Genomic DNA, 25,442 nt, shown 5'->3' on the forward strand with positions numbered 1-25,442 from the left:
GCCTCCCCCGGCGCCGCGTCGGCCGCCGCCGGGGGCGGGGCCGCCGCGACCGCCAGGCCCGCCGCCAGGACGGGAGCCGCCACCCGTACCGTGCCGGCCGACCGGCCGGCGCCTGTTGTCCGCACGCTCATGTCCAGCCCTTTCTGTCGCGTCGGGCTCAAGATCGGCCCAGTTGATTACTCACCGCACTTGATCAATTACAAACCGGCGCGCCGGAAGATGCCGATCATGAACCGGACGCCACGGGACATGGAGGTCATCACGAACCCACGACCCCAAAAAGCGGTTATTACCTACGGACCGTGTTGCAGCGACTCCAACGGGTAGTTGCGGTGGTGAAGGTACGCAACGGATCGTCACCAGATGGTCCAGCAGCGACTACCGAGCCGTGCGGCGGCACAGCCGCAGCGCGGCGAAGGGAAAGAGAGGATTCTCATGAACACGCTGCAACGCATCGCCATCCTGGGCGCCGCCACCACCGGTGCGGCGCTGCTCGCCCCCTCCGCTGCCATGGCGAGCACCGCCGGCGGCGACGGCTTCGGCCGGGGCTTCGGCGGCGCCAACTTCGTCACGGTGAAGCAGATCGCGGGCCCCAAGGGCATCGCCGCCTCCAGGGTCGTGGCCGGGTTCGGCCGCGGCGGCTTCGGCGGCTTCGGCGGGTTCGGCGGCGGCTTCGGCCACGGCTTCGGCCACGGCCCGTTCTTCAAGAAGCAGAAGTTCTTCGCCGGTCCCAAGGGCGTCGCGTCGTTCCGGCAGTTCGCCGGGTTCGGCGGCGGCAGGTTCGGCGGGTTCGGCGGCTTCGGCCACTGACAGCCGCGCCTTTCCGCAGGGGTTCACGTTCCAAAGGTGGCCCCGTCCGCGCCCACGCGGGCGGGGCCACCGCCCCGTTCACCGGCCCCGCCCGGCCCATCCGACGTATGCGAAAGCGAGTCGTCATGATGTCAATGCCGTTCCGCGTCACGGTCACCGCGGGCGCCGTGCTCGGCGCGCTCGCGGGCGCGCCGGCCCTCGCGCACGCCGACGCCAAGTTCACGGTCGTCTCCCAGAAGGCCGGCCGGCACGGGGCGTTCCTGCACATCCGCACGTCGCTGGTCGACGAGGAGCGGGGGCGCGTCCTGTTCAAGGACGTCTTCCTGAAGGCCGGCCCGAAGGGCGTCGTCAAGCGGGTGATCGTCAGCGTGGTGGACTGATGGCCGCGTGCTCACCGCGGGTCAGGCGGGCACCGCCCCGGCGGGCCTGGCGGCGCCCGCGCGCACCGGGACCGCGCTTCGGATGACCGAGCGCGGCCCCGGGCATGCGCATGCCCGGGGCCGGACGGCCTGGCAACAGCGCCGGGTCACTCGGAGGACGCGACGTCCTCAGGCTCGGTCTCGGGCTCGGCCGCGTCCGTCAGGGCGGTGACCGCCTCGGTGATCTGCCGGGCCAGGTCCTGCGGGGTGAGCCCGATGTCGGCCAGGATCTCGGCGCGCGCGGCGTGGTCGAGGAATTCCTGCGGGATGCCGAAGGTGCGCACCGGCACGTCGTTGCCCGCGTCGCGCAGCAGCCGCGCCACCGCGTCGCCCACGGCGCCGGTGCGGCCGTTGTCCTCCACCACGGCCACCATGCGGTGCTGCGCGGCCAGGTCGACCAGCGCCTCGTCCAGCGGCTTGACCCAGCGCGGGTCGACGACGGTGACGCCGATGCCCTGCGCGGCCAGCCGCTCGGCGACGCCCACGCCGACCCCCGCCATCGACCCGGTGGCGACCACCAGCACGCGGGCGCCGTTGGCGCCGTCGTGGCGGGCCAGCACGTCCATGCCGCCGACGGTGTCGACGGCCTCGATGTCGTCGGTCACCGAGCCCTTGGGGTAGCGGATCGCGGTCGGGCCGTCGTCGACCGCCACGCACTCGCGCAGCAGCTCGCGCAGCCGGGCGCCGTCGCGCGGCACCGCGATGCGCAGGCCCGGCACCAGCGACAGGATGGACAGGTCCCACATGCCGTTGTGGCTGGCGCCGTCGTCGCCGGTCACCCCGGCGCGGTCGAGCGCGAACGTCACCGGCAGCCTGTGCAGCGCGACGTCCATGAGGACCTGGTCGAACGCCCGGTTGAGGAAGGTGGCGTACACGGCCACCACCGGGTGCAGGCCGCCCAGCGCCAGACCGGCGGCCGAGGTGACCGCGTGCTGCTCGGCGATGCCCACGTCGTAGATGCGGTCGGGGTAGGCCTCGGCGAACGGCGCCAGCCCCACCGGGTGCAGCATGGCGGCGGTGATGCCGACCACGTCGGGGCGCTCGGCCCCGATGGCCACCATCTCCTCGCCGAACACCTTCGTCCAGCTCGGGCCGCCCTTCTTGGCGACCGGCCGCCCGGTGGCCGGGTCGAACGACCCGGCGCCGTGCATGCAGTCCTCTTCGTCGTTCTCGGCGGGCGCGTAGCCCCGGCCCTTGCGGGTGATGCAGTGCACGATGACCGGGGCGCCGAACCGGCGGGCGCGGCGCAGCGCGCGCTCGACCGCCTCGATGTCGTGGCCGTCGATCGGCCCGACGTACTTGATGCCCAGGTCCTCGAACATCGCCTGCGGCTGCAGGACGTCCTTGAGGCCCTTCTTGATGCCGTGCAGGGCCTCGTAGGCCACGCCGCCGACCACCGGCGCCTTCGGCACCGTCTTCTTGATCAGGTCGAGCGCGTTCTCGTAGCCCTGGGTGACCCGCAGCTCGGCCAGGTGGCTGGCCAGCCCGCCGATGGTCGGCGAGTAGGAGCGGCCGTTGTCGTTGACCACGATGATGACGGGCCGGTCCCGGCCCGCCGCGATGTTGTTCAGCGCCTCCCAGCACATGCCGCCGGTGAGGGCGCCGTCGCCGACCACCGCCACCACCGCGCGGTCGGTCTCGCCGCGCAGCCGGAACGCCTTGGCCAGCCCGTCGGCGTACGACAGGGCGGTGGAGGCGTGCGAGTTCTCGATGATGTCGTGCTCGGACTCGGCCTGGCTGGGGTATCCCGACAGCCCGCCGCGCCGCCGCAGCCTGCTGAAGTCGTGCCGGCCGGTCAGCAGCTTGTGCACGTAGGCCTGGTGGCCGGTGTCGAAGAGGATCTTGTCATGCGGCGACTCGAAGACCCGGTGCAGCGCGATGGTCAGCTCCACCGCGCCGAGGTTGGGTCCGAGGTGGCCGCCGGTCTTGGACACCGCCTCGACCAGGAACTCCCGGATCTCGCTCGCGAGCCGGGACAGCTGCGCGGCGTCCAGTCGCCTGAGCTCCGCCGGACCTGTGATCGACTCCAGCAGGGTCACGCGCGTCAACTCCTCCATCGGGGGCCTCTCTGCCCCTGCTCGCCGGGCCCGTCCGAGTTTAGTGGTGCTTCGTCCGCGCCGCGCCGGTGGCACGCCGCCCGCACGACACCGATATCGAATCTGCACCGAATCGCCACAGCTCGCCCCGTTTCGGGACGGCGCGCCGGTGAGGAGGAACTCACTCCTGGTCGCAGGCCCGGGGCTGTAGTAATGAGAGCATGGTGGAGGAAATCGTGCTGCTCGACGAGGCCGATGAGGTCGCCGGACGGGCCCCCAAGACGGCGAGCCATCATCGCCACACCCCGTATCACCTCGCCTTCTCCTGCTTCCTGGTCGATCCGCGCGGGCGGGTGCTGATCACGCGGCGGGCGCTGGGCAAGCGGACCTTCCCGGGGGTGTGGACGGGCAGCTGCTGCGGGCATCCCGCACCCGGCGAGGGGCTGCGCGAGGCGGTGCTGCGCCGCCTGGACACCGAGCTGGGCGTTTCGGCCGAGTCGGTCACGCCGGTGCTGCCCGCGTTCCGGTACCGCGCCACCGCGGCCGACGGCGTGGTGGAGAACGAGCGCTGCCCCGTGGTGCGCGCGGTGACGTCCGGGCAGGTCACGCCCAACCCCGACGAGGTCGAGACCGCCGAGTGGTGGACCTGGGACCGCTGCCTGGAGCTGGCCGAGCGGCCCGACTCCTCCCCCTGGTACCGGCTCCAGCTGGCCGAGCTGGCCCCGCTCGGCGCCCCCCTGGACTGGCCCGACGCCGGAACCGACCGGCTTCCTCCGGCACTGCGCTGGTGATCGCACCGGTGACCGTCCGGACGCGGCGCCCCGGCGCGCACGGTGCGCGCGGGGCGCCGCGGCATGTCCGGGGCCGTGCGCCCGGATAACCGCGAGATCACTTTTCGGCCGCCGCCGTTGACCCGTCCGCGAATTTGAACGGACGCTTGGTTGTGGCGTCACCGAAGGGACGAACGATGCGTGGACGGTGGAAGGCGGTCGCCGCCGTGGTCCTCGGCGGGATGCTCGCGGTGTCCGGCTGCGGCGGAGGCGACGAGGGCGGCTCGGACGCGTCCCAGGTGGAGGTCTTCTCCTGGTGGACCGGTCCCGGCGAGGCCGACGGGCTGCAGGCCATGAAGGCCGACTTCGAGAAGAAGAACCCGGGCACCGAGTTCGTCAACGCCGCCATCGCCGGCGGTTCGGGCACCCAGGCGCAGGCGGTGCTGGCCAGCCGGCTGCAGAACCGCAAGCCCCCGGACTCCTTCCAGGGCCACGCCGGCGCCGAGCTGCTCGACTACATCAAGGCCGGGCAGATCGAGCCGCTGGACTCCTTCTACGACGACAACGGCCTGCGCTCGGCCTACCCGCGGCAGCTGCTGGAGCAGATCACCTACCAGGGCAGGATCTATTCGGTGCCGGTGAACATCCACCGCTCCAACGTGCTCTGGTACAACCCGCGGATCCTCGAGGACGCCGGGCTGTCCGGGCCGCCGAAGACGGTCGCCGAGTTCATCGCCGCGCTCAAGGCCGTCAAGGACAGGACCGGCAAGGTGCCGCTGTCGCTGGGCGCCCAGTGGACCGCCGACCACCTGCTGGAGAACGTGCTGCTGGGCGACCTCGGCACCGACGCCTACAACGCCCTGTGGAAGCCGGGCGCCGACTGGAGCACCCCCGCCGTCGCCAAGGCGCTCACCGACTTCGCCGAGATCCTCGAGTACACCACGGTCGAGGCGGCGTCCACCGACTGGCAGGGCGCGGCCAAGGCGGTCGTCGACGGCAAGGCCGCGTTCAACATCATGGGCGACTGGGCCTACGGCTACTTCGTCAACCCGGCGCCCAACGGCCTGGGCAAGACGCTCGACACCGACTTCAAGTACGCCCCCGCGCCCGGCACCGACGGCACGTACCTGTGGCTGTCGGACAGCTTCACGCTGCCGCGCGGCGCCCCGCACCGCGCCGGCGCGATCGCCTGGCTGAAGGAGGCGGCCAGCAAGGAGGGCCAGGACCTGTTCAACCCCAAGAAGGGGTCCATCCCGGCCCGCAAGGACGCCGACCGCGGCCTCTACAAGGGCTACCTGGAGTACGCGCTGAACGAGTGGACCAGGCCGGACATCAGGCTGGCCGGCTCGTTCTGGCACGGCGTCACCGCCAACAAGAAGTGGCACACCGACATCGACACGGCCGTGGGCCTGTTCCTGCAGAGCAGGGACGTGGGCAAGCTGCAGGCCGCCCTGGTGGAGGCGGCGAAGAACAGCGGCCGGTGACGGCGCGCCGGGCGGCCGCGGGGCGCGTCCGCGCGGCCGCCCGGCGCCGGTCCCGCGGAGATGGGAGGGCGCCCGCGTGGCGACGCTGAGGCTGGGACGCGGCAGACGGTGGCTGCCGGGCCTGCTGCTGGTGTCCCCGTCGATGGTGGCGATCGGCGTGTTCGTGTACGGGCTCATCGCCTGGAACACGCGGGTGGCGGTGAGCGGAAGCCACGACGAGGTCACCCCGTACGGGTTCGACGAGGGACGCAACTTCGCCGACCTGTGGAGCGATCCGAGCTGGCCCCCGGCCGTCCGGCACGCGCTGCTGTTCACGGTGGTGTTCGTCGGCGGGGCGCTGCTGCTGGGCGCGTTCCTGGCCTTCTTGATGGAGAAGGGCATCCGGGCCGAGGCGGGGTTCCGGGCCGTCTACCTGTTCCCCATGGCGATCTCGTTCATCGCCAGCGGGGTGGTGTGGCGGTGGCTGATGAACCCGGCGCCGCCCGAACGCGCCGTCGGCCTCAATCAGCTGTTCGACCGGATCGGGCTGGGCGCCCTCGCCAACGACTGGTGGCAGAACCCGTCGTGGGGCATGGCGGCCATGGCGATCCCGGCGATCTGGCAGATGACCGGGTACGTCATGGCGCTGTACCTGGCCGGGTTCCGCGGGGTGCCCGACGACCTGCGGGAGGCGGCCCGGGTGGACGGCGCGTCCGAGTGGCAGGTGTACCGGTACGTGGTATTCCCCCAGCTGCGGCCGGTGACGCTGTCGGCGCTGATCATCCTGGGGCACATCTCGCTGAAGGTGTTCGACCTGATCATGGCGATCGCGGGCAAGCAGATCATCACCTACGTGCCGGCCATCGCCACGTACGTGGAGGTGTTCGACCGGCACGACCCGGCCAACGGCGCCACCATCGCCACGTACCTGCTGCTCGCGGTGGCGCTGCTGGTGGTCCCCTACCTGGTGTGGTCGGTGCGGGCGGAGCGCGACCGGTGAGCGCGCGGACCGGCGCCGGCGCGGGGCGGCGCGTCCCGGCCCGGCCGCAGGTGCTGCGCGGCGTGCGGTTCGCGGTGCTGCTCGCCTTCGCGGTGCTCTTCCTGATCCCCGTGTACGTGCTGGTCGTGACCAGCTTCAAGGCGCTGCAGGAGGCCGACCCGTCGACGGCGTGGAGCCTGCCGCGGGACTGGAGCGCCGACGGCTGGCGGGCGGCCTGGCAGGCGCTGCGGCCCGGCCTGGAGAACAGCGTCAAGATCGCGGTGACCGGTTCGCTGATCTCGGCGGCGCTGGGCTCGCTGAACGGGTACGTGCTGTCGAAGTGGCGCTTCCCCGGGGCGGACGCGGTGTTCACGCTGTTCCTGTTCGGGATGTTCATCCCCTACCAGGCGGTGATGATCCCGCTGGCCGGGATGCTGACCGACCTGGAGCTGGCCGGCACCGTGCGCGGGCTGGTGCTGGCGCACGTGGTGTACGGCATCCCGATCTGCACGCTGATCTTCCGCAACTACTACGTCACCATCCCGGACGAGCTGATCGAGGCGGCCCGGGTGGACGGCGCGGGCCTGCTGCGCACCTACCGGTCGATCGTGCTGCCGGTGTCGGGCCCGGCGTTCGCGGTGACGCTGATCTGGCAGTTCACCTCGATGTGGAACGACTTTCTGTTCGCGGTGTTCCTCGGCGCGCCCGACAGCTGGCCGGTGACCGTCATGCTGAACAACACCGCGGGCTCGGGCGCGGTGGCCGTCCAGTACAACCAGCAGATGGCCTCGGCGCTGCTGGCGTCGCTGCCGACCCTGCTGGTCTACCTGCTGCTCGGCCGGTTCTTCATGCGCGGCCTGATGGCGGGGGCGCTCAAGGGCTGACCGCCGGAGGCGGCCGCCGGACCGGCCGTTGGCGAGAATCTCACGTGTCCTGCTTGCCGCTCCGGCGCCGGTTGGCGAATCATGGTGGGAACCGATCATCACGCCGACCCCTCGACCGCGACCGCTTCCACTCCCGGCCCACACCACCGTGACCCGAACGCATCTGACCTCGCCGCCATTCTTGCCTGGCGCACCCGCGGCGACCCCACCGGCGGAGCCGGATACTCCGCTGCAAACCGGGCGTCCCGCTCTGGACGGCGCGGTGAAGATGGATACCAGCGAGCACGGGAGGGGGACCGCGTGCAGGCGATAAGCGTCCAGCAACCCTGGGCCTTCGCGATCGCCCGGGGCGGCAAGACCGTCTCCAACCAGGAGGCGCCGACCGCCTACCGCGGACCGCTGCTCGTGCACGCCTCCATGCGCGTCGACCTGCGCGCATGCGACTCGCCGCTGATCCAGGCCGCCGGCTGGGACCCGCGCGACCCGCTGGCCACGCTCGGCGCCGTCATCGCCGTCGCCCGCCTGGACGACGTCTGCTCGGCGGCCGTGAACGGCGAGCCGTGCGACTGCGGCTCCTGGGCCGACCCGTCGTCCCACCACTGGCGGCTGGCCGACATCCGGGCCCTCCCCCGCCCCATCGTCGCCCTCGGCCGCCCCGGCCTCTGGCAGCCCCAGCCCACCCTGGTGGCCGACGTCGAGCTGATGGTCTCCTCCTCTTCCACCCATCCCCCTTCCTGACTGCGACCATCCCGCTACGCTGTGTCGCGGAAGGTCCAGCGGGTAGCGTAGTTTCCAACAGACCTCGCACACCGACGGGAGCAGGGCCGTGACCATCACGCATGACCGACGCTTCGGCCCTTACACGGTCGAGGATCTGCACGCTCGCGACGACGACGGCAAGGGTTTCGAGCTTGAGGACGGATGGCTGGTCGAGTTGTCGCCGAGCTGGCCGCACAACTGGGCGGCGGAATGCGTGTGGGAGGTCGTGCGGTCGGCGGCCAAGGAGGCGGGAGCGGACGTCTTCGTCGCCCACGGCGGCGAATGGGAGATCACAACACCGGCCGGTATCCGCAAACCGGACGTCTTCGTGGTGCCGAAGGGCGTGGCCCGGGCCTCCATCGTCCACCGCGAACCGAGGACGGTCCCCGGCACGGAGGTTCTCCTCGCCGTGGAGGTCGTCTCCCCCGGCAGCGGCAGCGAGCGGCGCGACCGGGTGCGCAAGGTGCAGGAGTACGCCGCGTGCGGCATCGCGCAGTACTGGATCGTGGACGTCGAGCCTCGTCCCAGGGTTCAGGTGCTGCTTCTGGACGACGGGGCGAGCGCCTACCGGCTGGACCGGACGGCGGAGGCCGGCGAGGTTTTGACCGCCGAGATCAAGGCGGACGTGGGGTTCACGGTGGTGTTCGACCCGCAGGTGATGATCGAGTTCTAGCCCTCGGGCGGTCTCCGGCGTCCGTCCAGCGCGTGCACTCGACTCGTTTCGGCGGCTCGGCGGAGGCGGGTCAGTTCGGCGGCGATCCTGTCCAAGGGCCAGCCGGCGTTGAGGCCGCTGGGGTTGGGCAGGACCCACACGCGGGTGGAGCCGATCGTGTCGTCCTGGGGGCCGATCTGGGCGCGGGGCCTGCCGAACGCGGTGCGGTAGGCGGTGACGCCCTGGACGGCCAGATAGGCGGGGCGGTGCCGTTCCACGAGCGCGACGAGGCGGCGGCCGCCCTCGCGCAGCTCCTCGGCGGTCAGCTCGTCGGCGCGGGCGGTGGTGCGGGGCGCCAGATTGGTGATGCCCAGCCCGTAGGAGGGCAGCAGGTGCTGTTCGGAGGGGGCGAGCAGCCGGTCGGTGAAGCCGGCGCGGTGCAGGGCGGGCCAGAAGCGGTTGCCGGGGCGGGCGAAGTGGTGGCCGGTGGCCCCCGAGTACAGGCCGGGGTTGATGCCGCAGAACAGCACGCGCAGGGGCGTGCCGTCGTCGGGCAGCACGTCGGGGATCACGCGGTCGCGGGCCGCTTCCAGGTCGGCCCGGGTAGGGCGTCGCGTCGTCACGTCAGATCACACTACGCACGATCAGCGACAGGGCGGACAGGGCCACCACGGCCATGACGGCGTGGCGCATGCGCCCGTCGTCCAGGTAGCGGCGCAGCGGACCCGCCACGGCGAACCCGGTGAGCACGAACGGGGTCAGCGCCAGCCCGGCGACGACCTGCTCCCGCGGCAGCTGCCCCGCGGCGGCCAGGGTGACCAGCGACAGGATGGCTCCGACGGTGAAGAAGACCGACAGGGTGGCGCGCACCCGCGGGCCGTCCTCGCGCTGGTAGAGCAGCGCGATCGGGGGTCCGCCGATGGCCGAGGCGGTGCCGGTGGCGCCCGCCAGCAGCCCGGCGGTGGTGAGGGTGGCCGGGGTGCGGGGGACGGCCCCCGACCAGGCGGACGCGGCGACCGCGGCCAGCACCACCGCGCCGATCAACGCGCCGAGCGCGTCGACGGGCATGACCGCCACCACCCACACGCCGAGCGGGGTCCCTGCCAGCCGCCCGCCGAACGCCCAGCCCAGGCCCCGCAGATCGGCGTGGCGCATCTCGCGGAACAGCGTCGCCACCGGCAGCACGACCGCGGCGACCAGGATCGCGCCGGGCATCATCGCGGGGAACAGCAGCGTCACGACGGGAGTGGCGACCAGTCCGACGCCGAGTCCGACGCTGCTCTGCACGATCGCGCCGAGCAGCGCGGCCAGCCCGCCGACCAGCAGGAAGTCAAGATCAGGCATGATGCCTGGAACGTTACATCCCGACACTGTCGGTGGGATTTCGCGGGCGCGGGCGGAACGGGACGGGCCGTCCCCCCGGCGACCGGGGGGACGGCCCGTCAGCGCGTGGCTAGCCGCGGCGCCGCTGTGGCGTCGGCCTGGACCTGACGACGGCAAGCACAGGCTCGGCCGCCGCCTGCCGCCGGCGCCTGACCTCGGCGCCCTCGCCGACCCTACTTGCGCAGCAGGTTCCGCAGCACGTACTGCATGATGCCGCCGTTGCGGTAGTAGTCGGCCTCGCCCGGGGTGTCGAGGCGGACGATGGCGGTGAACTCCTTGCCGTCGGCCTTCACCGTGACCTCGCGCGGGGTCTCGCCCTCGTTGAGCTTCTCGATCCCGACGATGTCGAAGGTCTCGGTGCCGGTCAGGCCGAGCGAGGCGGCCGACTCGCCCTCCTTGAACTGCAGCGGCAGCACGCCCATGCCGATGAGGTTGGAGCGGTGGATGCGCTCGTAGGACTCGGCGATGACGGCGCGCACGCCCAGCAGCGCGGTGCCCTTGGCGGCCCAGTCGCGGGACGAGCCCGAGCCGTACTCCTTGCCCGCGATGACCACCAGCGGGATGTTCTGGGCGGCGTAGTTCTGCGCGGCGTCGTAGATGAACGCCTGCGGCGCGCCCTCCTGGGTGAAGTCGCGGGTGTAGCCGCCCTCCACGCCGTCCAGCAGCTGGTTGCGCAGCCGGATGTTGGCGAACGTGCCGCGGATCATCACCTCGTGGTTGCCGCGCCGCGAGCCGTAGGAGTTGAAGTCCTTGACCTCGACCCCGTTGTCCTGCAGGTACTTGGCGGCGGGGGTGCCGACCTTGATGGCCCCGGCCGGGGAGATGTGGTCGGTGGTGACCGAGTCGCCGAGCTTGGCCAGCACGCGGGCGCCGTGGATGTCGGCGACCGGGTCGGGCTCCAGGCCCATGCCCTCGAAGTAGGGGGCCTTGCGCACGTAGGTGGAGTCCGGGTCCCACTCGAAGGTGTCGCCGGTGGGGATGGGCAGCTCGCGCCACCGCTCGTCGCCCTTGAAGACGTCGGCGTAGTCGCGCAGGAACATCTCCTGGCCGATGGAGCCCTCGACGATCTCCTTGATCTCCTCCATCGACGGCCAGATGTCGCGCAGGTAGACCGGGCCGTCGGCGCCGTCGGCGATCGGGTCGTTGAGGATGTCGATGTCCATCGTGCCCGCGAGCGCGTAGGCGACCACCAGCGGCGGCGAGGCCAGGTAGTTCATCTTCACGTCGGGGTTGATGCGGCCCTCGAAGTTGCGGTTGCCCGACAGCACCGACACCACGGCCAGGTCGGCGTCGTTGACCGCCTTGGAGATCTCCTCCTGCAGCGGGCCGGAGTTGCCGATGCAGGTGGTGCAGCCGTACCCGACCAGGTTGTAGCCGATCTTGTCGAGGTACGGGGCGAGGCCCGAGCGCTCCAGGTAGCCGGTGACGACCTGCGAGCCGGGGGCCAGCGAGGTCTTCACCCACGGCTTGCGGGTCAGGCCCTTCTCCACCGCCTTCTTGGCCAGCAGGCCCGCGCCGACCATGACGTAGGGGTTGGAGGTGTTGGTGCAGGAGGTGATGGCGGCGATGACGACGGCGCCGTGGTCGAGCTCGAACTCGGTGCCGTCGGCCAGGGTGACCGGCACCGGGTTGTGCGGGCGCCGCGCGCCGTCCTCGCCGTGCGGGCGCGGCTTGTCGCCGTTGGCGTCGTGGGAGATCGCCGGGGAGTCGGACGCGGGGAACGACTCGGCGGACGCCTCGTCGACCGGGCCCTGGATGCTGCCGTCGGAGACGTAGTTGCGCACGTCGCGCCGCCAGGTCTGCTTGGCCTCGGCGAGGGAGATGCGGTCCTGCGGGCGCTTGGGGCCGGCGATGGACGGCACGACGGTGCCGAGGTCGAGCTCCAGGTGCTCGGAGAAGTCGGGCTGGGCGGCCGGGTCCAGCCACAGGCCCTGCTCCTTGGCGTACGCCTCGACCAGCGCGATCTGCTCCTCGGAGCGGCCGGTCAGCCGCAGGTAGTCCAGGGTCTGCCCGTCGATCGGGAAGATGGCGCAGGTGGAGCCGAACTCGGGGCTCATGTTGCCGATGGTGGCGCGGTCGGCGACCGGCAGGGCGGCCACGCCCTCGCCGTAGAACTCGACGAACTTGCCGACGACGCCGTGCTGGCGCAGCATCTCGGTGATGGTCAGCACCAGGTCGGTGGCGGTGGTGCCGGCGGGCAGCTGGCCGGTGAGCTTGAAGCCGACCACCCGCGGGATCAGCATGGAGATCGGCTGGCCGAGCATGGCGGCCTCGGCCTCGATGCCGCCGACGCCCCAGCCGAGCACGCCGATGCCGTTCTCCATGGTGGTGTGCGAGTCGGTGCCGACGCAGGTGTCGGGGTAGGCGACGCCGTCGCGGTCGAACACCACGCGGGCCAGGTGCTCGATGTTGACCTGGTGGACGATGCCGGTGCCGGGCGGCACGACCTTGAACTCGTCGAACGCGGTCTGGCCCCAGCGCAGGAACTGGTAGCGCTCGCGGTTGCGCTCGTACTCGCGCCGCACGTTGCGCTCGAACGCGTCCGGCGAGCCGAAGTAGTCGACGATGACGGAGTGGTCGATCACCATCTCGGCCGGGGCCAGCGGGTTGATCCGGGACGGGTCGCCGCCCAGGTCGCGCACGGCCTCGCGCATGGTGGCCAGGTCCACCACGCAGGGCACGCCGGTGAAGTCCTGCATGATCACGCGGGCCGGGGTGAACTGGATCTCCCGGCTCGGCTGCGCCGCCGGGTCCCACTCGGCCAGCGCGCGGATGTGCTCGGCGGTGACGTTGGCGCCGTCCTCGGTGCGCAGCAGGTTCTCCAGCAGCACCTTCAGGCTGTACGGGAGCCGGGCCGAGCCTTCGACGGCGTCCAGCCGGTAGATCTCATACGACTTGTCGCCAACCCGCAGCGTGCTGCGGCTGCCGAAGCTGTTAGCGGACACGGACTCCTCCTCCGTCACCGCCGCGCGTCCGGTCCGGGACGCGACTGCGCGGCGTCGTCGATCCTGTTCAATCGTTCCTGCGGGCTCCCGGCCGCCGCCGGGGACGCATTGCCGGTCCGGTCGACGGACGGGCAGGGTCCCCGGTGCGCGGTCCAGGGCGGCGGGGCGCACGGTCCCTTGCCAGAATCCTGCCCTAGGAGCGGATCCGGCCGGGACTCAGGGCCGCCTAAGTTCCGCGGCTTTTTCTCTCGACGTCAAGCCATCTCCTAATTTATCTCGATATCGAGCTACTTGCATCTCGCCATGCGCTCCGGTTCCGGGAACCCGGTGGCCGCTCCGTACGTCTTCGATATATCGTTGTCGTATCGCGAGAGATCAACGAACGATCTCGGAAGGCGGTGGAGAACATGGGTGCAACGTTCGAGTCCGAGTGGCCGTGGGCGGCGTTCGCGGCGGCCAAGCTCCGCGGCGCGGCGGCCCGCGCGGCGGCGCGCGCCGCATCGCATGCGGCCGCGCACGCCGCGGCGCACGGCCGGGGCTTCGGCTGGGGGGCGTCGGCGCGCGGGGAGTTCCCGGGGTTCGGCGGCTTCTTCGGGCCCGGCGGCCCCTGGGGCCGCGGCGCGCCGTGGGGCAAGGGCAAGGCGCGCAAGGGCAACGTGCGCGCGGCGATCCTGGCGCTGCTGGCCGAGGAGCCGCGCAACGGCTACCAGATCATCCAGGAGATCGGCGAGCGCAGCGGCGGCGCCTGGCGGCCCAGCCCCGGCGCCGTGTACCCGGCGCTGCAGCAGCTGGTCGACGAGGGCCTGATCCGCGCCGAGGAGGGCGCGGGCCGCCGCGTCCACCGCCTCACCGACGAGGGCCGCGCCTACGTCGAGGCGCACGCCGACGAGCTGCGCGAGCCGTGGGCGGCGATGACGCCCGACTACGGCGAGGGCGTCCCGGAGATGTTCAAGCAGGCCGCGCAGACGGGGGCGGCGCTGATGCAGATCGTGCACTCCGGGTCGCCCGACCAGGTCGCCCGGGCGCGCGACGTGCTGGCCCGCACGCGCCGCGACCTGTACCGGATCCTGGCCGACGACGGCGAGGACGTGCCCGACGACGACCGTGAGGAGTGAGGCTTCCATGCCCCGTCTTTCGCCCGATCCTGACATCGACCGGTTGCGCATCGGCGACAGCGAACGCGACGCGGTGGCCGTGGCCCTGCACGACCACTTCGCGGCCGGGCGGCTGACCCGCGAGGAGCTCGACGAACGGCTGGAGGCGGTGCTGGCCGCCAAGACGCGCGCCGACCTCGCCGCCGTCGTCCACGACCTGCCCGAGCCCAACGGGCTGCCCGACCCGCCCGCGCCGCACCCTGGATTCGCCCCCGCGTGGGGGCCGGGCTGGGGCCCGGGCTGGGGACCGCATCCGGCGCTCGCACACCACCATTGGATGCACGGACACCGCCGCCACCTCAGGCACGGACACCGGCATCACCCGGTGCACGGACACCGGCACCACTTCGCCTTCCCGCTGCTGCTGGCCGTCTTCCTGGTGGCGACGTTCACCGTGGGCGTGAAAGCGGGCCTGCTGGCGGTGCTGCAGCTGGCCCTGCTGGTGTGGGTGGTCCGCGCGGTGGTCCTCACCGTGCGGTGGCGCCGCACCCAGCGGACCGGCGGGAACCCCTGACACGGGCCCCGCGGGGGCGCGCCGGCCGGTCCGGCGAAAACGACGATGCCGCGGTCGGGACCGCCGGCCCCGACCGCGGCCGTCCGGTGTCGGACGCCCCGCGCGCCCCGGTCAGGGACGCAGGGCGGCGGCCTTGGCGGCGAGCTCCTCGATGCGGTCCCAGTCGCCGGCGCGGACGGCGTCGGCCGGGGTGATCCATGTGCCGCCGACGCAGCCGACGTTGGGCAGCGCCAGGTAGCGCGGCGCGTTGTCGGTGGTGACGCCGCCCGTCGGGCAGAACCGCACCTGCGGCAGCGGCCCGCCGAGCGCCTTGAGGTAGGCGGCGCCGCCCGCGGCCTCGGCCGGGAAGAACTTCATCGCGGTGATGCCGTGCTCCAGCAGCGCCATCGCCTCCGAGGCGCTGGACACGCCGGGCAGCACCGCCAGCCCGGTCTCGGTCATCGCCTCGCGCAGCCGGTCGGTGCAGCCGGGGCTGACCAGGAAGCGCGCCCCCGCCTCGGCGGCGCGCGCGGCGTCCTCGGGCCGCACGACCGTGCCCGCGCCGACGACGGCGTCCGGCACCTCGGCGGCGATGCGCTCGATCGCGGCGAGCGCGGCGGCGGTGCGCAGCGTCACCTCGATGGCCGGCAGGCCGCCCGCGACCAGCGCCCGCGCCAGCGGGACGGCGGCGTCGGGGTCGTCCAGCACCACCACCGGCACGACGGGGGCCAGGTCGAACAGTTCCTCGGTTCTCATGCCTTCTCCAGGGTAGGGGCGGCCGCGCCGCGGCCCGGGTGCGTCCGGGCCAGGTGGGCGGCGGCGCCGAGCAGGGCCGGGTAGGGGTGGACGACCAGCGCGGTGGGGATCGCGCGCAGGTAGTCCTCGACCGGGGGCTTGGCCTCGAAGCGGGCGCGGAAGTCGCTGGCCGCCAGCGTGTCGGCGATCCGGGGCAGGATGCCGCCGCCCAGGTAGACGCCGCCGCGCGCGCCCAGCGTGAGCGCCACGTTCCCGGCGAACGACCCGAGCAGCGCGCAGAACGCGGCCACCGCGCCCGCGCACAGCGGGTCGTCGCGTCCGGCGACGATCTGCGCGGCGGTCAGCGGTTCGGCGGGCGTGCCGCGCACCGCGCCCAGCAGCCGGTGCAGGCGGGCCAGGCCGTCGCCGGACAGCAGCAGCTCGGCGCTCGCGGCGCCGCATTCGGCCCGCAGCAGCCGCACCACCTCGACCTCCTCGTCGGTGGCGGCGGGCGCGTCGACGTGCCCGCCCTCCCCCGGCGTGGGAAGCCACCCGCCGCCCGGCACCGGGACGAGCCCGGCCACGCCCATGCCCGTGCCGGGGCCGAGCACCGCCAGCGGGGCGGTGCCGTCCGGCGCGGGCGCCGCGCCGCCGACGGGGCGCAGGTCGTCCGGGCCGAGCAGGGGCAGCGACGCCGCCAGCGCGGCGAAGTCGTTGACGACCTCGACCACGGGCAGCCCGAGGCGGTCGCGGACGCCGGCGACCTCGCCCGGGCGCCAGTCGGCGTTGGTCAGGTGGTAGCGGCCGCCGCCGACGGGACCGGCCACCGCCAGGCACGCGGCGGCGGGCCGGGCGGTCTCCTCCGCCAGGTACGCGGCCGCGGCCTCGCCCAGCCCGGTGAAGTCGCGGGTCGGCAGGACGCGCACCCGGTCCGGTGCGGCGCCCGGGCCCTCCACCAGCGCGAACCGGGCGTTGGTGCCGCCGACGTCGCCGACCAGCCACGGCCCGGCCGCCTCCGCCCGCACGGTCACACGACCACCCCGGCGCCGCGCTCGGCCGGACCGACGGCCAGGCGGAAGGCGTCGAACAGCTCGCGGCCGGTGCCCGTCCACTCGCCCCGGGCGGGCGCGCCCCCGTGCGGCTCCCGCGCGGCGAGCTCCTCGTCGGAGACCAGCACCTCCAGCAGGCCCTTGTCGGCGTCGAGGCGGACGATGTCGCCGTCGCGCAGCCGGGCCAGCGGGCCGTCCGCCGCCGCCTCGGGGGACACGTGGATCGCGGCGGGCACCGTCCCGGACGCCCCCGACATCCGGCCGTCGGTGACGAGCGCGACGCGGTGGCCGCGGTCCTGCAGCACCGACAGCGGCGGGGTGAGGCGGTGCAGCTCGGGCATGCCGTTGGCGCGCGGCCCCTGGTGGCGGACGACCACGACGACGTCGCGGTCCAGCTCCCCGGCGGAGAACGCGCGGTGCAGCTCCTCCTGCGAGCCGAACACCCGCGCGGGCGCCTCGATCGCGCGGTGCTCGGGCCGCACCGCCGACACCTTGATGACCGCGCGGCCCAGGTTGCCGCGGACGGTGCGCAGCCCGCCCTGCGGGTCGAACGGCTCGTCCACCGGGCGCAGGACATCGGTGTCGCCGGAGGTGCGCGGGCCGGGCTCCCAGGTCAGGCCGTCGGGGGTGAGCCTGGGCGCCTGGCGGTAGGCGGCCAGGGTGCCGCCGCCGACGGTGCGGGCGTCCTCGTGCAGGAGCCCGGCGTCCAGCAGCTCGCCGATGAGGAAGGCGGTGCCGCCCGCGGCGTGGAAGTGGTTCACGTCGGCGGTGCCGTTGGGGTACAGGCGGGTGAGCAGCGGCGTGACGGCCGACAGCTCGTCGAAGTCGTCCCAGGTCAGCTCGATGCCGGCGGCCGCGGCCATCGCCACCAGGTGCAGCGTGTGGTTGGTGGACCCGCCGGTGGCCAGCAGCGCCACGACGCCGTTGACGAACGCGCGCTCGTCCAGCATCTCCCCGATCGGCAGGTAGGCGTCGTCGCCCTTCAGCGCGGTCAGCTCCAGGACGCGGCGCGCGGCGGCGTCGGTGAGGGCGTCGCGCAGCTCGGTGCCGGGCGGGACGAAGCTGGCCCCCGGCAGGTGCAGGCCCATCGCCTCCATGAGCAGCTGGTTGGAGTTGGCCGTGCCGTAGAAGGTGCAGGTGCCGGGCGCGTGGTAGGACCCGGCCTCGGCCTCCAGCAGCTCGTCGCGGCCGATCTCGCCCGCCGCGTACCGCTTGCGCACCTTGGCCTTCTCGGCGTTGGGCAGCCCGGACGGCATCGGCCCGGCCGGGACGAGGATCACCGGCAGGTGCCCGAACGACAGCGCCCCGATGACCAGCCCGGGGACGATCTTGTCGCAGACGCCGAGCAGCAGCGCCCCGTCGAACATGTCGTGCGCCAGCGCGACCGCGGTGGCCATGGCGACCACGTCGCGGCTGAACAGCGACAGCTCCATCCCGGCGCGGCCCTGGGTGATGCCGTCGCACATGGCGGGCACGCCCCCGGCGAACTGGGCGGTGCCGCCCGCCGCGGCGACGGCGGCCTTGATCCGGTCGGGGTAGTCCTTGAGCGGCTGGTGCGCCGACAGCATGTCGTTGTAGGCCGACACGATCGCGATGTTGGGGGTCTCCTCGCCGCGCAGCCGCAGCTTCTCCAGCGGGCCGCAGGCGGCGAACCCGTGCGCCAGGTTCGCGCAGCCGAGCGCGGTGCGGGCCGGGCCGGCGGCCTTGGCCTCGGCGATGCGGCGCAGGTACGCGGCGCGGCGTCCGGCGCTGCGTTCGGCGACACGCCGGGTGACGCGCGCCACGACGGGATGCGGCGTGGTGCTCATAGAACGCTCCAGAACCGGGGGGACGAACGCTCCGCAACCTATCGCGGTAACGAAAACCCAGACAACAGACTTAGGCATCTATGATGACAAAACTCCCGGTGGTTTCGCCATGTGGACATCCGCAAGGAGCCCGTGCTTCACTGACGGGATGCGCAGAAGCCCGTCCACCAGCGGCGAGGTGCTCCGGCTCGTCCGGGAGGAGGGCGTGTCCACGCGCGCCGAACTGGGGCGGCTCACCGGCCTGTCCCGTCCCGCCGTGGCGGCGCGGGTCAACGAGCTGATCGCGCACGGGCTGCTGGTCGAGCGGGCCGACGGCGCCTCCACCGGCGGGCGCCCGCCGGCGCGGCTGGAGTTCAACGCCGCGGGCGGGGCCGTGCTGGTCGCCAACCTCGGCCGGTCCCGCGGCCAGGCGGCCGTGTGCGACCTGGCCGGCACGCTGCTCGTGCAGGCCGACGTGGACCTGCCCGCCGACCTGTCCCCCGGCGCGGTGCTGCCCCGCCTGCTGGACCGCTGGAGCGAACTGCTGGGCAAGGCCGGCCGGTCCCCCGCGACGGTGCGCGGCGCGGGCCTGGCCGTCCCCGACCCGGTCGGCCTGACCCCCGAGGCGTGGGACGGCGTCGAGGTCGGCCCGCTGGTCGCCGAGCGGTTCGACGTGCCCGTCCTGCTCGACAACGACGTCAACGCCGCCGCGCTCGGCGAGCACCGCACCCGGTTCGCCGACCTGGCCGACCTGCTGTTCGTCAAGGTCTCCACCGGCATCGGCGGCGGGCTGATCATGGGCGGCCGGATCCAGCGCGGCGCGCTCGGCGCGGCCGGGGAGATCGGGCACGTGCCCGTCCCGGGCGCCGGGGAGTCCCCCTGCCGCTGCGGGAACCTGGGCTGCCTGGAGGCCGTCGCGGGCGGCGCGGCGCTGCTGGCCCGCTCCGGCGCCCGCGACCTGGCCGAGCTGTCCGCGCGCGCCCGCGCGGGCGACCCCGCCGTCGTCGGCCTGGTCCGCGACGCGGGCCGCCTGCTCGGCGAGGTGATCGCCACCGCGGTGAACCTGCTCAACCCGGCCGTGGTCGTCCTCGGCGGCGACCTGACGGGCGCCTACGAGCCGCTCATCGCGGGCGTCCGCGAGGTCGTCTACCGGCGCGCCACGGCCCTGGCCACCGGCCGGCTGCGCATCGAGCCCAGCCGCCTGGGCGACACCGCGGGCCTCATCGGCTGCGCCGTCATGACCCTCGACCACCTCCTCGCCCCCGCGACCGTCGACGCCGCCCTCACCGCCGCCCGCTCCTGAGGCACCCGGCCCGGTTCATCGCCGCGGCGAGAGGGACACGCCGGCCGCGGGGCGCTCAAGCCGGCTCGTCCGGCCCTTCCTGCGCCTCCGCCTGGACGGCGCCGCCGCCCTGCCGCGGCGGAGGCGCCTGATCGTGCGCCGGGGCCGCCGGAGCCTCCAGTTCGCGCTGCCGGCTCAGCCGGTACTCCTGCTCGACCTGGCTCCGGTACCAGGCGGCCATCCCCGCGAACCCGGGAAGCCGCGCCATCTGGTCGGGGTCGTAGAGCAGGTTCGCCATGGACACCGCCACCCACGGCACCCCCGGGCCGCGCAGCATGACCGGTTCGGTGTCGGAGTAGGCGAGCACCATGGTGAACTGCTCGGGGTTGGGGACGAACTCCACCAGTCCCCCGTGCCAGAACATCAGCCACCCGGTCCGTCGCGACCATGAGCCGCTGGGCGGTGAGCACGACGCGGGCGATCTGGTGCTCGCGCCACTGCGGCGCCGCGGCCGACTCGGCGCGCTTGCGGGCGATGACGTTGCCCGCCATCGCCCCCAGCATGAACGCCGGCGAGCCGATCGCCACCACCGACTGGTGCTGGACGTTCATGCCGTAGAACCGGGAGTACTCCAGCGGCAGATCGGCGTAGGCGTTCTCGCCCCGCTGCAGGACGACTCCCCCCGCCGGCAGCGGGGTGAGCTGACCTCCGGACATCAGATGCCGGAACAGGTTCCCGCCCGCCGTCAGGCCGTCCTGGTGCTCCTGAGGTCCCCAAGCCATCGCCGCCCGCGACTCCCCTCTATGCCCTTGTCCTTCACACCACCGGGCCGCGGCCGCCCGGCCGTCCAGCCCTTGCAGGTGCGTATGACGAGCACCAAGATCAATCAGTTCGCGCCTCCCGCCCATCCCGATACACCGCAGACGCCCTCCCACCCGGCCCTGCGCCACGCGCTCGATCACTGATCGGGGACGGGCAGCATATGGGCGCGTCGCTCGTCGTCGCTCAGGGGGCGGAAGACGCGGGTGCGCGCGACCGCCTTGAGCTCGTCGAGATCGGTCTCGGCCTTCCAGAGGCGGGCCGTACCGTCGAAGGAGCCGGTGATGACGTACCGGCTGTCAGGGGTCCATACGGCACTGGTCACCCGGTCACGGTGAACCCCGATGATCCCGACCTCCGTGCCCCTCCGGGCGTCCCAGACGCGAACGGTCCGGTCGTACGACGCGGTCGCTATCCGCGTCCCGTCGGGAGACCAGGCCACGGCGTGCACCCGGGCTTCGTGGCCCTCGAGCACGGCGACCTGGTCGCCGCTCGCCGCAGACCATATGCGAGCGGTCCGATCGGCCGAGCAGGTGACGACGAAGCGCTCGTCCGGTGACCAGGACACGTCGTCCACCCAGTTATCGTGGCCCCGCAGCACGGTGAGTTCCCGCGCGTTCCCCGTATCCCAGATGCGGGCGGTACGGTCATCCGAGGTCGACGCCAGCAGGACTCCGCCCGGCGACCAGGCCACTCCCGTCACCCAATCCCGGTGTCCGGTGAGTTCGCCCAGGAGCGAGCCGTCGGCGCGGCTCCACAGGCGGATCCGCCGGTCGCGCCCCGCGGTGGCGAGCCGGTCTCCGGCGAGGGCTATCGCCTCCGGTACGGCGTCGGCATGGTCGACCGACCACAGCATCCGCGCGGGAACACCCGGCCGGACGTCCCAGGCGGTCATCGTCTTGTCGGCCGAGCAGGTGAACAGGACGGATCCAGCCGACGCGATGCCGAGGACGGCGTCCCGGTGCCGGCTGATGACCACCGTCTGCCGTTCGGACTCCCGGTCCCAGAACCGGACGCTCCCGTCATCCGAGCAGGTGACGATCTGCTGCCGCGCGCCGCTCCAGTGGATGGCGCCTCGCAGGGGCCCGCGATGCCCGGTCAGGAGCGTCTCCTCGACCCCGCGCGGTGTGAGGTGCCATACCCTCGCGGTCCGGTCTCCCGAGGCGGTGGCCAGCCGACTGCCGTCCGGCGACCAGGACACCCCCCATACGTCGCCGTCATGCCCCCGGAGGGCGGCGATCTCCTGGGCGGAAGCGGGATCCCACACCCGCGCCGTACGGTCGGCGCCGCAGGAGGCGAGCCGGGTGCCGTCCGGCGACCACGCGACGTTCCACACGCGCTCCTCATGAGCTCTGATCAGCATGTCCTGCCGTCCGGTGGCGGCATGCCAGAACCGGACCGTCTGGTCGCCGGACGCCGCGGCCACGTGTTCGCCATCGGGATGCCAGGCGACGCCTTCGACGAAGTCTTCCGGCCCCTCGAGCATCGCGCACTGCTCGCCCGTCTCGACGTCCCAGACGCGGACGGCGCGTTCGTGCGATCCGCTGGCCAGCCGAGCGCCGTCGGGAGACCAGGCCAGGCCGAGGATGTTGTCCGCATGGCCGTGCAGTTCGCGGATGAGACGCGCCGTGGCGGCTTCGTAGACCCGCACTACCAGGTCCCGAGACCCGGCGGCGACCCAACGGCCGTCCGGCGACCAGGCGACGCATCGTACGACGTCGGTCGCCTCGGTCAGGCTCGCACGCCGCTGTCCGGTGGCCGCGTCCCAGATGCCGACCGTGCGGTCGCGTGAGGCGGTGGCCACTTTCGTGGAGTCCGGGGACCAGGCCACCATCTCCACCATGTCGTCGTGCCCGTCGATGACGGTGACGGTGTCGCCGGTCGCGGCGTCCCAGATCCTCGCCGTGCCGTCCCGCGACGCCGTGGCGATGCGGGACCCGTCGGGAGACCAGGCGAGGTTGCGCACCGCGTCGGTGTGCCCTTCCAGAACGTCGGAGAGGTGGTTGAAGGCCAGCGCGGTCATCAGAGCACGCCTCGCGGCCTGCGTGGGCGGGCAGTCCGACAGCGCCGCCAGCGACAACATGGTCGACAGCTCGGGATACCGCTCGGCGTTGGTGAGCACATGTTCGGCGATCCCGTCGGAGACCCTGCGCAGGAACGCCAGGTCACGCCGCTGGGACGCCTCGATCAGCGCGCGGACCTCGCCGGACGCCTGCCCGGCCTCCTCGAGGCCGGCGAACCACTGCCGGGCGAGCGTCAACCGCTCCCCGGTGAGCAGGTAGTCGGCGCTGCGGCCGGAGTGCTCCCAGTCGGCCGCCCAGCGTTCGAGCTCACCCCGCCGACGAAGCTGTTCGGCGCGGGTCTCGACCTCCTGCCGCAGCGGCGGCCATTGCCGGAACAGCGCCTCGTGGGCGACCTGGGCGTAGGGCCGGCCGTCGCCGACGTCGGTGACGAGCAGCCGGGCGTCGACGAAGGCGTCCACCACCGCGCGTTCGTCGGCGGACAGGTCTTCCAACGCCACCCGCCGCCGCGTGACGTCCTGCCCCTCGATGGTGACGAACTTGAGCAGCACCGACAGGATCGCGTCGACCCCCTGCTCACCGCGCAACTCGACCACGACGTAGTCGGCCTGCCGCGCCAGCGCTCCCGCCACACCCCCAAGAGCCCGGTAAGCATCCTCGGTGACCAGCGCATTCGGCCCCACGGAGAAGTACAGCTCCTGCAGCAGGTATGCCAGCAGCGGCAGCGCGTCGCTGGTTCCCGCCTCCTCGATCATCACTTCGATGAGTCCGGGTGCGAAACGCAGCCCCACCAGGGCGGCCGGCTGCTCGATAACCTGGGCCAGCTGGGAACGTCCCAGTGTCCCGATCGCGACCGGGCTCTGGAACAGCTCGGCGTGCGAGGTGTCGAGGAAGTCCCGCAGGAACTCGATGCGCACGGTGGCGAGCACCCAGAGACGGGGGTCACGCGCCAGTGCCTCCGCGATCGCCCCGAGGAAGAGGTCTCTTTCCCGCTCGCCCGCCAGGGTGAGCAGCTCCTCCGACTGGTCGATCACCAGGAGCATGCGCCGGAACCGGTTGCCTCTGCGACGGCTCTCGTCGAGCAGGTCGGTCAGGCTCGCCGGAGAACGGCGCAGCCGGCGCACGGCCGCCGCGGTGTCCGGTGCTCCTGCGGCCGCGGCCAGAGCGCCGATCGGGTTCGAGCCGGGGGTCAGCACCGGCAGGATCACCCAACGCCGCTGCCGAAGCCGGGACATGACGCCGGCCTGGGCCAACGATGACTTTCCGCTGCCCGAGGCCCCTACCAGCACCACGAACCGGTCGGACGGACGTTCGGAAGAGGCGTGCAGCCGGCGGGTCAGTTCGGCGATCTGGACGTCCCGCCCGAAGAAGACCGCCGCCTCGCCCTCGGTGAAGGCGTCCAGGCCCGGGTAGGGAGCACGGTCTTGATCCCACATGCGGGGCTGCGGCGCCGGGCTTTCCAGCCGGAAGGCGATGACGTGTCCGATGATCAACGCCAGGATGAGCACCCCGATGCCCGGTACCGCGGCCTTCTGCAGAACGCGAAGGACAAGGGGCGTGTCGTCGACGTTGGTGGCGTAGTTGGTGACGATGCCCAGCAGGCTCGCCAGCAGGACGAGAAGAACCTGGAGGAGCAGTGCGCCCCGCCGACGCCTCATATGGCCCTTCCATCACATATCACGCGAATCGGCCGTCTCCTGCGGAGGCCGCGGGAACACAGTACGTCTTCATTCATGATCAAATGAGTTGCTCCGACCGGGCAAGGCAGCGGCCGGAACGGGCCAGTCTGTCGATCATGGTCGGGGGCATTGCGACGCGGCATTCGCGAGCATCGAATACGGAAGGCAACGGAGATGGCAAGGACGACGCAGCTGCGTACGTACACGATCCGCGAGGGTCTGCTGGAGGAGTGGGCGGCCAAGTGGCGGGAACTGGTCGTCCCGCTGCGCTTGGAATTCGGATTCGAGATAGGCGGCGCATGGCTGGACCATGAGCGCAGCCAGTTCGTGTGGTTGATCTCCTACGACGGTCCGGAGTCTTTCGAGGAGCGCAACAAGCAGTACTGGGCGTCACCGAAGCGTGCAGCCATGAACCTGGACCCCGCCGACTACCTGGTCGCCCGCGACGTGCGGGTCGTAGAGCAGTTCTACTGAACCCCGGCACACGGTCTGCACATCGCCGCGCGCCGCCGGCAATCGCCGACGGGCGGCCGAGCCGACGACGGGAACGCGCAATCGCGTGGATCGACCACCGCGGGGCTTGCGCGGGTACCGGTGTCCTGTTTCAGGGGGTTGAGGTGATTCGGGTGCGGCGTAGGGAGATCAGCCAGTCTTCTATGCGGGGGCGGTCGGGGGCGGCGGGGAGCGGGGTGGCGGCCAGGGCCTTGTCCATGTCGGCGGTCAGGGCGGCGCGCAAGCGGGTGATCTCGTCCCAGGGCAGCTCGCCGCGGCGGACGGCCAGCAGCATCTCGCGGTGGTCGCCGACGTCGACGAGCGGTTCGCCGTGGCGGACGAGGTGGCGTCCGCTGATCAGGAGGCGCAGCAGGTGCATCACGTGCTTCCAGCGCGGTTCGCCCCGGGTGCGCAGGTCGGCCTCCAGTTTGCGGAACTGGCTTTCGGCGTAGCGCAGGAAGGTGCGGTGCGCCCGCAGGGACAGGAACGCGCCGCGCAGACCGCGCAGCTCCTCGCCGACGGGGGTGACGCGCTCCACCAGCGGCGACCACAGACATTCCAGGACGGTCGGGTTGGCGCCCAGCGCCAGGACGCAGAACCGCTCGACCTCCCAGGAGAACTGCTCGGGCGCGGGGCCGTCGACGTGCGTGGGGGGCTTGTCGAAGCGCCAGAACAGCGGCGTCGGCGCCACGAACACCCCGCGCCGGTCCACGTCGCTGCCGTCGACCGCCAGCCCGTAGGCGCGTGAGCCTACGACCACCGAGAGGATCGTGTGGTCGCGCACCAGCCGCACACCGAGATCGTCCACACGGCGAGCCTGGTCGATGGGGG

The 25,442-nt window shown here is 72.7% G+C and carries 23 protein-coding genes; 13 read left to right on the forward strand and 10 right to left on the reverse strand.

All coding sequences use genetic code 11. The annotated features are described in order from the left end of the window. Window positions 1-435 precede the first annotated feature (435 nt). Complete coding sequence (locus tag ABD879_RS14975) at window positions 436-810, forward strand: hypothetical protein (protein WP_345021800.1); 375 nt, start codon at window positions 436-438, stop codon at window positions 808-810. 134 nt (window positions 811-944) lie between these two features. Beyond that, the gene (locus ABD879_RS14980) at window positions 945-1,190 is read left to right on the forward strand and encodes a hypothetical protein (RefSeq protein WP_345021802.1); all 246 of its coding nucleotides are present in this window, start codon (window positions 945-947) and stop codon (window positions 1,188-1,190) included. A 146-nt stretch (window positions 1,191-1,336) separates the two neighbouring features. On the opposite strand, the gene dxs is transcribed toward ABD879_RS14980, so the two are convergent. Further along, window positions 1,337-3,268, reverse strand: coding sequence for a 1-deoxy-D-xylulose-5-phosphate synthase (gene dxs / locus ABD879_RS14985; RefSeq protein WP_345021872.1), 1,932 nt, complete (start codon window positions 3,266-3,268; stop codon window positions 1,337-1,339). 218 nt (window positions 3,269-3,486) lie between these two features. Between dxs and idi the strand changes: the two genes are divergently transcribed. The 6 genes from idi (at window position 3,487) to ABD879_RS15015 (ending at window position 8,793) form a co-directional block, all read left to right on the forward strand. Continuing rightward, window positions 3,487-4,056: an isopentenyl-diphosphate Delta-isomerase gene (idi, locus tag ABD879_RS14990; protein WP_345021804.1), complete on the forward strand. Its 570-nt coding sequence runs from the start codon at window positions 3,487-3,489 to the stop codon at window positions 4,054-4,056. 176 nt (window positions 4,057-4,232) lie between these two features. Next, window positions 4,233-5,519, forward strand: coding sequence for an ABC transporter substrate-binding protein (locus ABD879_RS14995; RefSeq protein ID WP_345021806.1), 1,287 nt, complete (start codon window positions 4,233-4,235; stop codon window positions 5,517-5,519). 76 nt (window positions 5,520-5,595) lie between these two features. Beyond that, window positions 5,596-6,498 (forward strand): carbohydrate ABC transporter permease, encoded by a 903-nt coding sequence (locus ABD879_RS15000; protein WP_378269404.1) that lies wholly within the window; start codon window positions 5,596-5,598, stop codon window positions 6,496-6,498. Beyond that, window positions 6,495-7,361 carry a carbohydrate ABC transporter permease gene (locus tag ABD879_RS15005; RefSeq protein WP_378269406.1) on the forward strand — a complete coding sequence of 289 codons (867 nt, stop codon included), beginning with the start codon at window positions 6,495-6,497 and terminating at the stop codon, window positions 7,359-7,361. Before ABD879_RS15000 ends, ABD879_RS15005 begins: the two co-directional genes overlap by 4 nt. A gap of 300 nt (window positions 7,362-7,661) precedes the next feature. Continuing rightward, window positions 7,662-8,099 (forward strand): ASCH domain-containing protein, encoded by a 438-nt coding sequence (locus ABD879_RS15010; protein ID WP_345021808.1) that lies wholly within the window; start codon window positions 7,662-7,664, stop codon window positions 8,097-8,099. An 88-nt stretch (window positions 8,100-8,187) separates the two neighbouring features. Continuing rightward, a complete protein-coding gene (locus ABD879_RS15015) occupies window positions 8,188-8,793 on the forward strand; it encodes a Uma2 family endonuclease (RefSeq protein ID WP_345021810.1) in 606 nt (201 codons plus the stop codon). On the opposite strand, the gene mug is transcribed toward ABD879_RS15015, so the two are convergent. From mug to ABD879_RS15030, 3 genes are all read right to left on the reverse strand, one after another. Then, entirely contained in the window at window positions 8,790-9,395 is a 606-nt protein-coding gene (mug, locus tag ABD879_RS15020) for a G/U mismatch-specific DNA glycosylase (RefSeq protein WP_345021812.1), read from the reverse strand. The genes ABD879_RS15015 and mug overlap by 4 nt on opposite strands. 1 nt (window position 9,396) lies before the next feature. Continuing rightward, a complete protein-coding gene (locus tag ABD879_RS15025; protein ID WP_345021814.1) occupies window positions 9,397-10,116 on the reverse strand; it encodes a sulfite exporter TauE/SafE family protein in 720 nt (239 codons plus the stop codon). Between the two features lie 212 nt (window positions 10,117-10,328). After that, complete coding sequence (locus ABD879_RS15030) at window positions 10,329-13,100, reverse strand: aconitate hydratase (RefSeq protein ID WP_345021816.1); 2,772 nt, start codon at window positions 13,098-13,100, stop codon at window positions 10,329-10,331. A 407-nt stretch (window positions 13,101-13,507) separates the two neighbouring features. On the opposite strand from ABD879_RS15030, the gene ABD879_RS15035 reads away from it, so the two are divergent. Continuing rightward, on the forward strand, window positions 13,508-14,215 hold the full coding sequence (locus tag ABD879_RS15035; RefSeq protein WP_345021818.1) for a PadR family transcriptional regulator: 708 nt from the start codon (window positions 13,508-13,510) through the stop codon (window positions 14,213-14,215). A 7-nt stretch (window positions 14,216-14,222) separates the two neighbouring features. Then, a complete protein-coding gene (locus ABD879_RS15040; RefSeq protein ID WP_345021820.1) occupies window positions 14,223-14,768 on the forward strand; it encodes a DUF1707 SHOCT-like domain-containing protein in 546 nt (181 codons plus the stop codon). A 111-nt stretch (window positions 14,769-14,879) separates the two neighbouring features. Here ABD879_RS15040 and eda read toward each other — a convergent pair whose 3' ends face one another. The 3 genes from eda to edd are packed head-to-tail and all read right to left on the reverse strand — an operon-like array spanning window position 14,880 to window position 18,339. Continuing rightward, window positions 14,880-15,503: a bifunctional 4-hydroxy-2-oxoglutarate aldolase/2-dehydro-3-deoxy-phosphogluconate aldolase gene (gene eda, locus ABD879_RS15045; protein ID WP_345021822.1), complete on the reverse strand. Its 624-nt coding sequence runs from the start codon at window positions 15,501-15,503 to the stop codon at window positions 14,880-14,882. Then, window positions 15,500-16,513, reverse strand: coding sequence for a glucokinase (gene glk, locus ABD879_RS15050; protein WP_345021824.1), 1,014 nt, complete (start codon window positions 16,511-16,513; stop codon window positions 15,500-15,502). The genes eda and glk overlap by 4 nt, the downstream gene beginning before the upstream one ends. Next, a complete protein-coding gene (gene edd / locus ABD879_RS15055) occupies window positions 16,510-18,339 on the reverse strand; it encodes a phosphogluconate dehydratase (RefSeq protein WP_345021826.1) in 1,830 nt (609 codons plus the stop codon). The genes glk and edd overlap by 4 nt, the downstream gene beginning before the upstream one ends. Before the next feature lie 148 nt (window positions 18,340-18,487). On the opposite strand from edd, the gene ABD879_RS15060 reads away from it, so the two are divergent. After that, on the forward strand, window positions 18,488-19,621 hold the full coding sequence (locus ABD879_RS15060) for an ROK family transcriptional regulator (RefSeq protein ID WP_345021828.1): 1,134 nt from the start codon (window positions 18,488-18,490) through the stop codon (window positions 19,619-19,621). 55 nt (window positions 19,622-19,676) lie between these two features. On the opposite strand, the gene ABD879_RS15065 is transcribed toward ABD879_RS15060, so the two are convergent. Further along, window positions 19,677-20,024, reverse strand: coding sequence for a hypothetical protein (locus ABD879_RS15065; protein WP_345021830.1), 348 nt, complete (start codon window positions 20,022-20,024; stop codon window positions 19,677-19,679). A gap of 38 nt (window positions 20,025-20,062) precedes the next feature. Here ABD879_RS15065 and ABD879_RS15070 point away from each other — a divergent pair, with 38 nt between their 5' ends. Continuing rightward, a complete protein-coding gene (locus ABD879_RS15070) occupies window positions 20,063-20,218 on the forward strand; it encodes a hypothetical protein (protein WP_345021832.1) in 156 nt (51 codons plus the stop codon). Between the two features lie 340 nt (window positions 20,219-20,558). Here ABD879_RS15070 and ABD879_RS15075 read toward each other — a convergent pair whose 3' ends face one another. Next, complete coding sequence (locus tag ABD879_RS15075) at window positions 20,559-24,098, reverse strand: nSTAND1 domain-containing NTPase (RefSeq protein ID WP_345021834.1); 3,540 nt, start codon at window positions 24,096-24,098, stop codon at window positions 20,559-20,561. A 195-nt stretch (window positions 24,099-24,293) separates the two neighbouring features. On the opposite strand from ABD879_RS15075, the gene ABD879_RS15080 reads away from it, so the two are divergent. Further along, window positions 24,294-24,593, forward strand: coding sequence for an NIPSNAP family protein (locus tag ABD879_RS15080; RefSeq protein ID WP_345021836.1), 300 nt, complete (start codon window positions 24,294-24,296; stop codon window positions 24,591-24,593). A gap of 130 nt (window positions 24,594-24,723) precedes the next feature. Here the strand turns inward: ABD879_RS15080 and ABD879_RS15085 are convergent, their stop codons facing one another. Next, complete coding sequence (locus ABD879_RS15085) at window positions 24,724-25,419, reverse strand: nucleotidyltransferase domain-containing protein (protein ID WP_345021838.1); 696 nt, start codon at window positions 25,417-25,419, stop codon at window positions 24,724-24,726. Window positions 25,420-25,442 lie beyond the last annotated feature (23 nt).

This window comes from Actinomadura keratinilytica, from assembly GCF_039539665.1.
Taxonomy (GTDB): Bacteria; Actinomycetota; Actinomycetes; order Streptosporangiales; family Streptosporangiaceae; genus Spirillospora; species Spirillospora keratinilytica.

Coding starts and splice junctions, on each gene's coding strand:
- ABD879_RS14975 (WP_345021800.1), top strand. CDS start 436: ATGAACACGCTGCAACGCATCGCCATCCTGGGCGCCGCCACCACCGGT.
- ABD879_RS14980 (WP_345021802.1), top strand. CDS start 945: ATGCCGTTCCGCGTCACGGTCACCGCGGGCGCCGTGCTCGGCGCGCTC.
- idi (WP_345021804.1), top strand. CDS start 3,487: ATGGTGGAGGAAATCGTGCTGCTCGACGAGGCCGATGAGGTCGCCGGA.
- ABD879_RS14995 (WP_345021806.1), top strand. CDS start 4,233: ATGCGTGGACGGTGGAAGGCGGTCGCCGCCGTGGTCCTCGGCGGGATG.
- ABD879_RS15025 (WP_345021814.1), bottom strand. CDS start 10,116: ATGCCTGATCTTGACTTCCTGCTGGTCGGCGGGCTGGCCGCGCTGCTC.
- ABD879_RS15035 (WP_345021818.1), top strand. CDS start 13,508: ATGGGTGCAACGTTCGAGTCCGAGTGGCCGTGGGCGGCGTTCGCGGCG.
- ABD879_RS15040 (WP_345021820.1), top strand. CDS start 14,223: ATGCCCCGTCTTTCGCCCGATCCTGACATCGACCGGTTGCGCATCGGC.
- eda (WP_345021822.1), bottom strand. CDS start 15,503: ATGAGAACCGAGGAACTGTTCGACCTGGCCCCCGTCGTGCCGGTGGTG.
- edd (WP_345021826.1), bottom strand. CDS start 18,339: ATGAGCACCACGCCGCATCCCGTCGTGGCGCGCGTCACCCGGCGTGTC.
- ABD879_RS15060 (WP_345021828.1), top strand. CDS start 18,488: ATGCGCAGAAGCCCGTCCACCAGCGGCGAGGTGCTCCGGCTCGTCCGG.
- ABD879_RS15065 (WP_345021830.1), bottom strand. CDS start 20,024: ATGTTCTGGCACGGGGGACTGGTGGAGTTCGTCCCCAACCCCGAGCAG.
- ABD879_RS15075 (WP_345021834.1), bottom strand. CDS start 24,098: ATGAGGCGTCGGCGGGGCGCACTGCTCCTCCAGGTTCTTCTCGTCCTG.
- ABD879_RS15080 (WP_345021836.1), top strand. CDS start 24,294: ATGGCAAGGACGACGCAGCTGCGTACGTACACGATCCGCGAGGGTCTG.